At 69.3% G+C, this 12,155-nt stretch carries 11 protein-coding genes and 1 pseudogene; 3 read left to right on the forward strand and 9 right to left on the reverse strand.

Annotated elements, in window-relative coordinates; genetic code table 11:
- Positions 1 to 775: transposase (locus MJ797_RS19975; RefSeq protein WP_239338012.1), on the forward strand; the 775-nt coding region annotated here is incomplete at its 5' end.
- A 612-nt stretch (positions 776 to 1,387) separates the two neighbouring features.
- Here MJ797_RS19975 and MJ797_RS19980 read toward each other — a convergent pair.
- From MJ797_RS19980 to MJ797_RS19995, 4 genes are all read right to left on the reverse strand, one after another.
- On the reverse strand, positions 1,388 to 2,605 hold the full coding sequence (locus tag MJ797_RS19980; RefSeq protein ID WP_239338023.1) for a MarR family transcriptional regulator: 1,218 nt from the start codon (positions 2,603 to 2,605) through the stop codon (positions 1,388 to 1,390).
- Positions 2,606 to 3,057: 452 nt separating this feature from the next.
- The gene (locus MJ797_RS19985; protein ID WP_239338034.1) at positions 3,058 to 3,270 is read right to left on the reverse strand and encodes a hypothetical protein; all 213 of its coding nucleotides are present in this window, start codon (positions 3,268 to 3,270) and stop codon (positions 3,058 to 3,060) included.
- A 264-nt stretch (positions 3,271 to 3,534) separates the two neighbouring features.
- Positions 3,535 to 4,047: a plasmid pRiA4b ORF-3 family protein gene (locus MJ797_RS19990; RefSeq protein WP_239338036.1), complete on the reverse strand. Its 513-nt coding sequence runs from the start codon at positions 4,045 to 4,047 to the stop codon at positions 3,535 to 3,537.
- A 50-nt stretch (positions 4,048 to 4,097) separates the two neighbouring features.
- The gene (locus tag MJ797_RS19995) at positions 4,098 to 4,490 is read right to left on the reverse strand and encodes a hypothetical protein (protein WP_239338049.1); all 393 of its coding nucleotides are present in this window, start codon (positions 4,488 to 4,490) and stop codon (positions 4,098 to 4,100) included.
- A 440-nt stretch (positions 4,491 to 4,930) separates the two neighbouring features.
- Here MJ797_RS19995 and MJ797_RS20000 point away from each other — a divergent pair, with 440 nt between their 5' ends.
- Both MJ797_RS20000 and MJ797_RS20005 read left to right on the forward strand, forming a co-directional pair.
- Positions 4,931 to 5,755, forward strand: a complete 825-nt coding sequence (locus tag MJ797_RS20000) for a hypothetical protein (RefSeq protein WP_239338052.1) — start codon at positions 4,931 to 4,933, stop codon at positions 5,753 to 5,755.
- A 313-nt stretch (positions 5,756 to 6,068) separates the two neighbouring features.
- Positions 6,069 to 6,818 carry a hypothetical protein gene (locus tag MJ797_RS20005; RefSeq protein WP_239338055.1) on the forward strand — a complete coding sequence of 250 codons (750 nt, stop codon included), beginning with the start codon at positions 6,069 to 6,071 and terminating at the stop codon, positions 6,816 to 6,818.
- Between the two features lie 323 nt (positions 6,819 to 7,141).
- Here MJ797_RS20005 and MJ797_RS20010 read toward each other — a convergent pair whose 3' ends face one another.
- The 5 genes and pseudogenes from MJ797_RS20010 to MJ797_RS20035 form a co-directional block, all read right to left on the reverse strand.
- Positions 7,142 to 7,351, reverse strand: a complete 210-nt coding sequence (locus tag MJ797_RS20010; protein ID WP_239338058.1) for a hypothetical protein — start codon at positions 7,349 to 7,351, stop codon at positions 7,142 to 7,144.
- Positions 7,352 to 7,655: 304 nt separating this feature from the next.
- Complete coding sequence (locus MJ797_RS20015) at positions 7,656 to 8,540, reverse strand: hypothetical protein (RefSeq protein ID WP_239338061.1); 885 nt, start codon at positions 8,538 to 8,540, stop codon at positions 7,656 to 7,658.
- Positions 8,541 to 9,082: 542 nt separating this feature from the next.
- The gene (locus tag MJ797_RS20020; RefSeq protein WP_239338074.1) at positions 9,083 to 9,283 is read right to left on the reverse strand and encodes a hypothetical protein; all 201 of its coding nucleotides are present in this window, start codon (positions 9,281 to 9,283) and stop codon (positions 9,083 to 9,085) included.
- 236 nt (positions 9,284 to 9,519) lie between these two features.
- Positions 9,520 to 10,355: pseudogene (locus tag MJ797_RS20030) on the reverse strand (SDR family oxidoreductase).
- Between the two features lie 30 nt (positions 10,356 to 10,385).
- On the reverse strand, positions 10,386 to 12,155 hold a 1,770-nt coding region (locus MJ797_RS20035), incomplete at its 5' end, for a hypothetical protein (protein WP_239338084.1).

The following is a 12,155-nucleotide window of genomic DNA, read 5'->3' on the forward strand; positions in this document are numbered from 1 at the left end:
TCTCGTACAAGGTCCACCTCAGCGAGACCTGCGACGACGACGCCCCGCACCTGATCGTGCAGGCGGAGACACCCGTGGCGAGGACCACCGACCACGGCGAGCTCGGCGCGATCCGCGCCGAGCTCGCCCGGCGGGGCCTGCCGCCAGGCGAGCTGTACTGGACGAGGGGTACGTCACCGCGGAGGCCGTCGCCGCCGCGGACGACGACGGCACCGAGATCGTCGGGCCGCTGACCCGCGACTCGTCGGGGCAGGCCAAGGCCGGACGCGGGTTCGCCCGCGACGATTTCGCCATCGACTGGGACGCGAGGACGGCCACCTGCCCGGCCGGCCGGCGCAGCGCCGCCTGGCACCACCGCGGCCACATGGCCGGCGACGGTGCGGCGATCGAGTTCGCCGCGGCCGGCTGCCACGCCTGCCCGTTTCGTACCGACTGCACCAGGAGCGTCAGTGCCGGCCGTCAGCTCGTCATCCCCTCCCGACGGCTCTACGAGATCCAGCGCCGCAACCGCACCGACCAGAACGATCCGGAGTGGAGGCAGCGCTACAGCCATCGCGCGGGCGTGGAGGGTGCCCTGTCCGAGGCGGCCCGCGCCTACGGCGTGCGGCGATGCCGCTACCTCGGGCTGGGGAAGACCAGGGTCCAGCACCAGTTGGCCGCCTGCGGCATGAACGCCGCGCGCATCGCGGACTGGATCGAGCGTGACAGCCAGCCCGCCCCCGCGAGATCCCAGACCAGATTCGCAGCCCTGTGCGCGACAGCGACGCAGAGTTAGCCAACACCGAGCCATATCCGCCTGATTTTCGAACGTTAAATCGTCAACGCTGTTGACTAGCTATCCATCATCATGATCATCGCGGCGCGTTCGATCAAGATCCTTTCTTAAGTGAGAGTCAGCCACTGGTCCGGTTCTCCTGCAAAGTACGACAAAGCATCGAAGGTGGACCTGTGCTCGGTATGGACCGTACAAGCAGAAGAACAGGCTCACCGAGACCGCAGCCGCACTGTCAAGGCCAAGGGTGCCCACATCCCGCGGGCTGCTACGGGGGAAGGGGGCTGCAGGTGGGACGACTAGTACCTTCATTCCGCGTGAGCTAATGCCCCGTCTATGTCGGGATGACCGTCCGAGACAGGGCGCCGGAGGGTTGGAAAGCGCGGAAATCGGCCTCGCGTACCCTCCAGGCGGCATAGTGCCGGAGCATCGGCACGGACAAGGCCACCGATACCGAGCGACGGGCCGACCCGGTGGGCGCCGTCGCCCTCTCGACTGCGTGCGCTCCAACCGGTCGTCAGGGCAAGAAATGCTTGCGCCGCAAGGGTTTCCCGGCTGGCTGCGGTCAGCTGAACTCGTCAGATCGCGGACAGGCCGGTGGTACGGAGGCAGGGTTCAGGCGGCCGTAGCCACCTGTGGCCGCCCCCGGGACGGGGGGATCTGACCGGGAACGGCGAAGCCCAGGCTGCGTTGACGAGGGTAGAGCAGGCCCCGTTCGGCCCGCCATCCCCGCCGGTTTTCATGCTGGGTGGCCCAAGCGATGTAGGCGGCACGATCCACGGCATACTGCTCGGCCCGCCGCGCCAGCGTGCCCGCGGTCCCCACCTCGACCGCCACCGCATCCAGATCGCCAGCCCCACGGGTCCACCCCGCCCCCGAGGTATGGCAGGCCAGGCCATACGCGGCTAGCCGCCGCAAATGGGTACGCACCGTCACCGGGGTGAACCCGGAACGAGCAGCCAGCAGCCGTGTCGACACCGGGCATGCCGGGTCTAGGCGGGCGTAGAGCAACCCGGCAACCCCACCCAACCCCCGCCAAGTGAACACGTCATGCACCGCCACCGCGCTACCACCCGCCGGGGGCAGCTCTCCGGTTGCCGGGTCGACCAGCACATCGATGTCGACCGGGTCGGGCAGATCCGGCGGAATCCGCACCTGCAACCGCCGAGCGTGGGCCTGCCCGGCCCGGACCCCGTCGGGATCCTCCATTCCCACCAGGGTGAACCCCGCGACCTCGACGATCCGGATCCACCCGGCCTCCACCAGCCGGTGGACCGCCCGGTCCACCGTCGAGTCGGTCACCGTTGTCTGTTCGGCCAACTGACGGATACTCACAGTCGGGTCGAGCCGACCAGCCCGACCCGCGATCTCCAACAACGCGTCCAACGTCTGGCGGTTACCCTTCCCCGCCTGTCCCCCCCACAACTGCGGCCGGGCATCCATCGCCACCCGAATCTCCGCGATCTCCGCGGCGACCGCACAGACGTCCGCCGCCGGCGGCCGGGCGAAAAATCGGACCACAGCCTTGCGCCACACCGCATCCAATCGATGATCCTGATCCAGGCCACTACGGACCCGCTGGCCCCCTCCATGCTTCGCCGCCCGCTGCTGGACGTGCAGCCACTCCCCCGCAACATGCCCTGGATCATCAAAAGCAGCACGCAACTCCGCCCGCGACCAGCCGGCGTTCACCGCCCCCAACGCCACAGCCAACGCCACCTCGCTCCGCGAGCTATACATGCCCGTGACGTCGCCGCGTTCCAGCAACGCCTGCACCCGCGGCGACAACGCCCGCCGTACCGCCCGCACCGCCCGCCCCGACCCCGCCACCACTCCGGGATCCACCGTCAGCGGATGCACCCACCCCGGGGCCGGCGAGCCAGCCGCATCCAGCCCGACAGAGGAGCGCTTGCGATGCGCCCCAACGGGTTCCGGGCATAGCAGACCCACCTCGCCATCCGGACCAGCCGGACCGCAGGTAACACCGGCACCGTCGCCGGTCGACTCCCCTGCATCACAGGAGGTGTCAGAGACGCGCCACGTGGGAGGAATAACTTTCCCCGTGCGCGGGGCATGAGCTATCGTCGACTCCGAGCTGCAAGGCTGACCATGCGGTCAGGCGAAGTGCCCGTCGTTTGCACCGGCGGGCGAGTGTCAGAGGCGAGACCTGTCCGTGGCTGGTAACCGCGGATGGGTCTCGTCTTATGTCCGGGCTGGCTTGGTGTCCTCCCTTGTGCTGGTGATGTCGGGATAGGTACGCCGGCTGATGTACCAGCCGACAAAGCTTAGGCGCTGCGCTTGAGCCCGTCCTCCGACGGTCCGCAGACAAGCAACGGTGGCAGCAAGCCCTCCAACAGTTCGACTACATAGCGGTTGCGGGTAACACCGGCCGCACGCGCGGCCGCCTCCAACCGCTCCAGCAACTCGGCCGACATCCGTATCTTCGGCTCGCGTTCGCGAAGCACGCTCCGGCGGTTGTGGGTCGGAATTGCACTCATGTGAGATCCATACCGCATCGAGGCCAGGATGTGTGGGACATGGGTCCCCGTAGTGTGTGTCCGCGTGTTGAAACCGGTATCCGGGCGTGTCTGCGCCATCGTGCGAGCGTAGGCGGCTTCTTGGGGGACCGCACTGGTAGGCCCCGGTAATCGACTAGTCGGTATTCAGCCAGGACCCACGTGATCCATCACATTAAGTGATCTCAGGTGCGGCCAAGAGAGGCTGGGTCTGCGGGCTCGGGGCTTGCCCCGGCCGCGTTGCGCTCAGCGGCTTGGGTGAGGCGCCCCTCGGCAGCCTGCCCACTGACCGCCGGAAATCGGTTCGCTGGGTGCAGTACGAGGCGCCGGTGTTCGTACGGGTCCAGCCCGACGCGGAGGGCTGGGAGACTGGGGCAAGCCGTGGGAGGCTACGCCGCATTCATGATCGGCCGGGTCCTTCGCTGTCCGAGCTGACTGGGTGCTGGCGCGGGGTCGCTCGCGTCTCCCAACGGTTTTGTCCCGGTCTCCGTAGACGAACTGCTCCCCGACCCGCAAGCCGAAGTCCGCCAGCCGCACCTGGCGGGCATCGCGGGCGAACCCGGCCGCCCCGGGCCGGGCGAGGCCGTAGTCGACGCCGTGGATCGTGAACCGGTGCAGATGCTCGTCACTCCAGCCGAACGCGATCTGCAGCACCGTGTGCAGCTCGGCGACGCTCGTCTGGCCGGCGACGAGCAGACGCCGCCAGATCAGCGGACTGATCCCCGCCAGCACGACCCGCAGCTGGTACGCCTCCGGCACGGGCGGGGCCGGGGATGTTCGCGGTCATGGCCTGCCATCTTCCCGGCCCTTTAGAGCGCCCGAAGCGCGGTGAGGATCAGGATCGCCAGGCCGAGCGTGCTGGCGAACGCGGCGCCGCCGCGCAGCACCGCGGTGGCGGGGTGCGCGCCGGCGAGCCGGGTGAGGAACCCGGCAACTGTTGCACTGCCTTGGTGGGCGCAGCATGCCGAGACCGGGCGGGCCCGACGGTGGGACGCAGCACCGGTGATGGCGAGATTTCCCCGGCTGGCCATGACCAGCCGACCCGAATGCGCCACCTCACAGCCGGCGCACGGTCCCGGCTCGTGGACCACGGCCTCGCCCGGCTCAACGACCATCCGCAGCGTCGAGCCGTCCTGACCGCCAGGTCGCCCGCTCCCGATCTGCCGCAGCGACTTCGGCGCGGGTCTGCCCAGCCCGCGCATCCACGGGATCCGGCGGTGACCGCGGCCGCGGTCGCCCAGTCGGCAAGCACCACCGTGAACTGCGACTTCTCTATGCCAGCCTGGCACCAGGGCCCCGACCCACAGGGGCGGCGTGCGCTTGGCCCGCTCGCAGGTGCCAGACGACCTGGTCAGCGGCCGAGAGTCCCGTGGCCTCGCAGACGCGGTCGCGGTAGTCGACGGGGGTGCGACCGCGATGACCGCGGCGCCCTCTCCTAAGGTCCTCGTAGTCGCCGTTTTTGGCCTGTTCGGCTCCGGTGGGGGAACCTGAGCCGCCAGGCCTCGGCGGCCGGAAGTCCCCATCAGCGAATGCCGTATGTCCGCGCCTGCACGCCGGGGTGCGGGTCCACGATGCGCGTAGGACGCCGAGTTTCACGGGAGGGGGTGGAACGGGCTCCGCGCCGAAAGGCAGGACGATTTCCGTGAGTAGCCAGCCCTCCGGGGCCGTCGCGGAGGAACGCACCGCGGCCATGGCGAGGGAGTTCGATCGACTCATCCGACAGACCAGTAAATCTCCGGGGCAGATCGAGACCAGGGCCAGGGCAGCGGGAATCCTGGGGCTGTCCCAGGCGTCGATCAGCCGGTGCCGCGGCGTCGGAAACGGACGCCTTCCCCGCCGCGACGCGCTTGAGTTTCTTTTTGAGCTTGCCGGCGAGCACGAGCTTGGACGCCAGCGGGTCCGGACTCTCCTCGAACAGGCGCGGCAAGCCGGCCGTGCCGCAGCGGACGACGCGGGGGCCCTGCCCGACGACGATCAGTCGGCCCCGCCGATCAAGGCTCAGGTCGGGCCAATGCCATCGGCCAGCCATGACGATGAGGTGCCGCACCTGAAGCGGCGAGCACACGGTCGACGTTTCCTCGTCATCGCTCTGGCGGCGACGCTCGTCGTCGTGGCCGCCTTCGCGGCCATCGTCGCGACTGTGGCCAGGTCCGGTGGCACCCGGGCACCCGAGCCCGCTGGGAGCGGCCGGGTTGCCGGCGCAGCCGCGCCATGCAATCGCTACGTAGTGACCGCCAGGGATCTGTGGGTGCGTGATGAGTCCGGTACGCCCACGGACCAGCAGTTGCTGAACGGGCAGGAGGTCACGGTTCTCAACCGGCACAGCAGATCCGGTCCGCCGGACAACTGGCTCGTGACCACGAGCGACCGACTCACCGGTTGGGTTGACCGCGACTACCTGGCGCCACTGTGCACGCCTGCCAGCGTGGGGACGGTCAGCCGCGCCGCGCAACCGGCCACCCCGTGAGACATGACCCACCCGCATCGGCGATCTGGCCGAATACTGGGCCGACCACTGCCCGGGCGGCCAGCAGGCACCGACCCGGCCGGCGCCAGCCTCATCGGCCGCAATACCCGCGCGGGAGCGCCTGTCATCGAGCCTCCAATCGTGCCTGCGCTGCGGACCGCATTGCCGACAATCCGCGTTTCCGCAGGCAGGAGCGCCGCGGGACGCCGGAAATTTGCGGTTTTGCACGCGTCTGGCGCCGCTGCGCCGGCTACCCGACTCTTCTGCTGCTCCCGAGCGGACTCGGCGAGCTGAGTGGAAGGAGCTTCCAGAAGTGAAGACCATAAGCAGGTCTGGAGCCGCCCCCATCCGCGTCCTGACAGCAGCCCGCCGCGGCGGCTGGCGGCGCTTCGGTTGGCGGCAGGGGCTGGTTGTCCTGGCCGTGGGATTGGTGGTGAGCATCCTGGCTACCGGCCCGGCGGCGGCAGCGCCAGTCGGCAAACGCGTCGACAGCGACTACACCCTGCTGCGCTCGGCCCCGGCAAGCTGGGTCATCGGCACCGCCTATCGCGACTGGTCCGTCAGCGACGAGGGTGCCACGAAGGGCTACGCCTGGGCACGCATCGGCGGCGATCTCCACCACTGCATGTGGATCTCCGAAAAGGCCACGACCACCAGGAAAGGGCGGCTCGTGGCCGGCGCGTGCGGCGCTCCGCGCCGGTACACCGCCGACGAGTTCCGCAGGCTGTTCACCAACGGGATGATCGGCAGCAACAAGGACGGCAAGGACGGCGCACCTGTCCTGCTCAGGCCGAAGGGCGACTGCGTCGTCATTAACGGCAAGATCGACGGATGGGGCAACGTCAAGCCCTGGCAGACCACATCCGACCCCACTCGTCGACTTCCAGGCGCGCTGACAGTGGGCAAGGACGGCGCCTCGACCAGCCGCGGCGACCTGGTGAAATGGCGTTACGTCACGCGGGATGGAAAGTACGTCATGATCCACGCCAGCCGGTACGGCAAGACCGACGGCAAGGGCAAGCAGGGCTGGTTCTTCGTCCAGCGGTCCTGCCTGAGCATCTGACCCTTGTCCGCGTCCCGGTGACCTGGCTGGTCACCGGGACGCGCAGCAATGCTGCCGGCCAACGTGTCGGTCACCGACGAGCGCTTCGCCCCCGACCGAGGCCTGACCACGAACGCCGACGGGCCCAGCGGCCTGCTCAGCGCCAGCCGGGTCGGGAGAAGGGCTGGCTCTCCGCCAGCTGTTTCGAGAGACCGGGACAAACCGTGGGAGGCTACGCCGGACCCATGATCAATCCAGTGGCTTGTCGACCCAGATCGTCATGATTGCTGGCAACTGATCGGTGATGATCGATGCCACCTCCCACGGTTTGTCCCGGTCTCCATCTACGCCACTCCGCGCTCCAGCACCTCGCCCAAGCCGGGCGTACCGCACCCGAGCTGCAAGCCAAGTCGCGCCACCAGCACCTGGCCAGCCTCGGACACTACGTCCGCCTCGGCGAAGAAACCTCCGCCCGCGTTACCGTCGAACACGACCCGGCCACCCGCCGCCGCACCCGGTGACCGAACAACCACCGGGTTTGGGGCTGGTGACACGTCCGTTAACGGCACCCCGAGTAGGGGAACGGGCCGGTAGGAAGATCGGACGATCACGGGGGAGCGGTCCGGACAATCACCGTTCCCGTTCGGGGACGACCATGGTTCGCCGGCCGCGAGCCGGACGGCTCACGGCTCGGCTCGGTGTCGTCGGAACCGGCTCCCGAGCCGCTGTCCGTGCCCTGCACTGAAGAGCGGCGACGCCGGCGCCGGCCGGGCCTCGTACCACCGCGGAAGCGAACGCTCCCACGTAGATCATCCACGGGAGCAAGATATGTATCCGTAGTGATGACGGCCGCGATGCCTATGCGGCCGTGGGCGTGATCGGTTGGCCGGGGCTCAGTACGAGGGTGTGGACCTTGCGCCTGCGGTACACGTCGATGAAGTCGCCGCTCTCGCTGAGCTTGCGCGTGACGGTGGTGACGATGCCTTCCTTGCGCAACTGCTCCAAGCCCTGCCGCCGGGTACTTTCGGCCAACCCGAAGCGGGTAAGGGCGCGTTCAGGGGAGAACCAGACAGGGTCGCCGTCCTTGCCTTGCTGTTCGCAGCGCAGGACCAGCAGCATCGCCAGCCCCGGGCCGGTGAGTCGGCTGATCAGGCCGCTGGTCCATAGCGTGGAGGGAACCCGGAAGTAGCGGTGCTCCGCGAGTTGTTCGGCGCTCAGCCCCTTCATTTTGTTGAGCCGGCTGTAGGTCTCCGACGGCGACATGTAGGGCTTGCCGGTCCCGAGCTCGATGAGCGGGGTCACCGCACTGGCGTGCCCGCCCCGGTCATGGATGCTGACCATGCGCCGGTTCTGCAAGTCGCGCATGGCTTCTTGGACGCGACGCGCGCCGTGGCCTTCGGGGTCGTCCAGGCCGAGGAGCCCCGCCCAGGCGCGGGCCGGCCGGATCGCTGCGTAGGGCGGGGCCGCGCAGACCCACAGCAGCGACAGGTAGATCTTGAGCCGGAGTTGCCCGCCGCGGCCGCCGCCGCCGGTGCTGCTCGCGCTCAGCAGGTGTGCCAAGGGCGGTTTCACGCCCTCGCGATCGTCGGCCACGAAGTAGTTGCGCACCGGTGCGCCGGCCTCTCGGCGTTTGCTGCCGAGCCTGCGCGCGAACTCCTCGGCGGCGCCCGCGGCGGTGCCCCCGAGCGCGGGTTCGGCAATTCGTGGCGCTTGCGCCACGGCCGCATCCTTACCGGTGCTCATGAGTCATCCTAGGTACTAAGAGGTCATTCATAGTTCGAGTCTCTGGCGTATGTTTTACCAGTGCGCAAGAGTAGGTCCTACCTATGATGCGCTACCGTTGTAACCGATACGCAAGCGTATCTCCTACTGCTAGATCATTTCGGTGATCGTCAATGACCGTCTGAAATGATCTGCAGATCCTCTTGTAGCCGTCTGACCTGCGTGTACCGTTGGCCCAGAGTTCCGAAAGCGCGCTGGGAGCCAGTCGAGGTGGTACTCCTCGTTGGCCCCCCGGACCGCGGTCCGGATCGTGCGGAGGAGTTCAGCAGCAGGGCCCGCAGCCGGCAAGCCAGCCGGAGGGGGCCCTGCTCTACGTTCCGGTCAATGCCGACGCGAGGCCTGGCCGCCCTGGAATGACGCCGCCGGTTCGTTGTGGCGTTGGTGAGGACGGTTCCGCCGGTCACGTCGGCACTGATCCACCGCGACCAGGATGCTCTCGTATTTGACTGTGGCCGGGCTTGAGCAGGCGCGGGTGGTGGTGTCCGCGGGAACGTCGTTCTCCTTTACAGCACCCCGACCGCAGCCAGCACCGCCACGGCCAGGGCGAGCGTGCCCCCGAACGCGGTACCGCCCCGCAGCACCGCGCTGGCCGGATCCATACCGGCGTGCCGGGCGAGCAGACCGGTCACGATCGCGACGACGAGCGCACTCATGGAAGCCAACGCCACCACGAGCAGCTTGAACGTCACGGGGTTGACGTACACGACGAAGCTCCGTGCCCGTGCCCCACACACCCGGCGTGATGAGGCACTGGTCTCGAGCAGCATCCGTCGTCGAGGGCCTTCCAAGAGATCCCCGGACAGCACCAACTCATCCGAGGGGGAGACCGCTACTCGAAGATCCGCTCGACGACGGCGGCGGTCTCGGCGGTACCGGCGCGCTCTGGCGGACTCAGATATCGCACCTGTCCGAATGCCCTCCGATTGGTGCGGCTTGGATGTCAGCTGAAGCGGCGGAAGCCGCCTTCGGTGTTGATGATCTGGCCGGTGATCCAGGCGGCTTCGTCGGTGGCCAGCCAAGCGATCAGGCGGGCGGGGTCGTCGGGTGTTCCCCAGCGTTCTTGAGGGAAGTGTCGGCGGACGGTGTCATGGTCCGCGGGGGTGGTGTAGCCGGTGTCGACCGGGCCGGGTTGACGGTGTTGAGGGTGATCGGCCGGTCGGCGAGGTAGTCGGCGAGGGTGCGGGTGATCGAGGCGAGCGCTCCTTTGCTAGTGGCGTAGGCGATCTCGCTGGTCATCGGACCGAGGTCCTGCCCGGAGGTCATGAAGATGATCCGGCCACCGGGGCGGCCGTCGTGCTGGGCGGCGAATGCCTGGGCCAGCAGAATGACCGAGCGGGTGTTAACGGCCCAGTGCGCGTCGAGCATGGCGGCGTCCAGGGTGCCGAGCGGGCCGTCGCCGCCGCTGCGGGCGTGGTTGCAGATGAGGATGTCCAGGTGCCCGAACTCGTCCGTGGCCGCGTTGATGAGCTGCCCAGGGGCGGCGGCCTCGGCGAGGTCGAGTTCCGTGTCGTGAACGCGGGCACCGTCGGCGGCCAGCGCGCTGGTCACGCCGGCGATGACGGCTGGGATGCCGATGGGGTCGGCGCCCCAGGGTTGGGCGTGGTCGTGCGGGGTGTAGCGGTGCAGGAACAAGCTGGCGCCCAGAGCGGCCAGCCGCCGGGCGATGGCGTATCCGATGCCGGCGCAGCGGCTCACGCCTGTAACCAGCGCAACCCGGTCGCGCAGCGGGAGCGAGTCCCGCCGCAGATCGGCGGGGAAGGAGTTGTGTGGAGTCATGGCTCCCCGTTCCGACGTCGTTGGCATGTGTCAGGGCACGTGCTGGCCGTGGGGCCTTCGGCGGCTGACCTCGGCGGCATAGACGGTCCAGTCGCCGCTGGCGGCGCGTTGCCAGGCTGCGGCGACGCTGATGTGGATGCCGAGCATGCGGGCGAGCACGGCGGCGGGCAGGTCGGTAGCGAGTTGGAACAGCGCGGCGGAGCGGGCCTGGCCGGAGTAGATGCCGAGCTGGCGGAGTCGTTCGGCGAGTTGGAAGGCGCTGATCGGCCGTCCGGGCTGCCCGCCGGGAAACAGCCACGGCGAGCTGCCCTGGTCGCCGAGGGCGGCGTGACCCCGACGGGTCGCGACGAGCTGCTGGACGAGGCCTGCGAGCGGCTCGGGCAGGACGACAGGTTCGTGGCCCAGCCGCAGGCGCACCGTGTCGTCGCTGGCCTGGACGTGGGCGAGGGTGAGGCGGCTGAGGGCGGCGGGCCATTGGGCGTAGAGCAGGACGAGCAGGCCGGCGACGCGGTCGTCGGGTGGGACGGTGTCGTCGTGCAGCAGCCAGCGGGCCTGCTCCCAGCGGCGCTCTGTGTCCAGGACCCTGGACGGTCCTGTCCATCGGTTCGCGGCGAGTTCGAGGGAGGTGAGTCTGTGTCTGCTCGCCCAGCGGACGAAGTGCCCGACCTCGTGGCGGTGGGATGCCTGGCCGCTTGCCAGCCACGCTTCCAGGTCGCCTTGTTGGGCTGTCGCGAGCGTGAGGCCGCGCGCGGTCAGTCCGTCAAGCAGCCCCAGGGCCGCGCGGACGTGCTGCTGAACGGTGGTCGCCTGCTCGTGGGTGGTGGTCGTGCCTGTGGTTCGGCCGCGCAGCCGCCGCAGCAGGTGCCAGACGGCGTAGCGGCGCAGGAGATGTTGTTCGTCGGGATCGGCGCGGTCGGCGATGGTCCGGACGATCCAGCGCTCGAGTCGGACCATGTGCTCGTCACGGGCGGGCAGCGCCGCGGTGGCGACCAGCACGGCGCGCAAATGCTCGACCGGCTTCCCGGCGGGCAGCGCGTCGAGAGCCTCGTGGCTGAGCGGCCGGACGCCGGCGGCGAGCTCCCGCAGGACCGCGACGGCGGCGCTGGCGCCGACCCAGTGGGCCACGGTGGCGGGTCGTTCGTAGTTCGCCAGGTTGTCGTAGAGGACCTGCAGCTCGGGCCGGATCGCACCGAGGTCGTCAGTGAGCAACTCGTACAGCCGCCGGCGCATGGCGCAGCGTGCGCAGGGCCGGCCGGGACGGATCCGAGCCGGGTCACCGCAGGTCGGGCACGAACGCCAGAACTGCGGGTCGGGGCGGACGCAGGTGCCACACAGTGGCTCGGTCAGGCTGCCACCGCGGACCGGGCGCACCTGCCGGCAGCTCGCGCAGGTCGCCCACCGCTGCCCGCAGGCTTTGCACCACGGCCGGCCGGTAGTCATCGAGATCTCGCAGGGCACGACCCGTCCGCAGATCGAGCAGGGCAGCATCGGGATCGGCCGGCAGTTCTGGCACAGCGGCCCGTCGGGAGTGCGGACGCTGACCGGGCGTCGGCGCTGGCAGCGGGTGCAGGTCTCCTGGTTGGCGGGCTCGCTGATCAGACAGTGCGGACACAGCGGTTGGCCGTGCGCGTCGCGGGCAGCGGCCTCGCGAACAGCGCCGCACCGCCCGCAGGGCTGGGCCCGGGACTTCGCCACGCAGTTGCGGCACAGCCACAGCCCGCCGATGCGTCGGTGCAGGTGGATGGTCCGGCCGCAGCGCGGGCAGGCAGGGTGGATGATTTTCTGCGCGCCAGCGTCGCA

This window comes from Protofrankia sp. CiP3, assembly GCF_917627345.1.
Taxonomy (GTDB): domain Bacteria; phylum Actinomycetota; class Actinomycetes; order Frankiales; family Frankiaceae; genus Protofrankia.

What these genes read in the sequence shown, in the direction of transcription:
- MJ797_RS19995 (WP_239338049.1), bottom strand. Translation starts at nt 4,490, where the DNA reads ATGCGCGGGCTGGGCAGACCCGCGCCGAAGTCGCTGCGGCAGATCGGG.
- MJ797_RS19985 (WP_239338034.1), bottom strand. Translation starts at nt 3,270, where the DNA reads ATGAGTGCAATTCCGACCCACAACCGCCGGAGCGTGCTTCGCGAACGC.
- MJ797_RS20015 (WP_239338061.1), bottom strand. Translation starts at nt 8,540, where the DNA reads ATGAGCACCGGTAAGGATGCGGCCGTGGCGCAAGCGCCACGAATTGCC.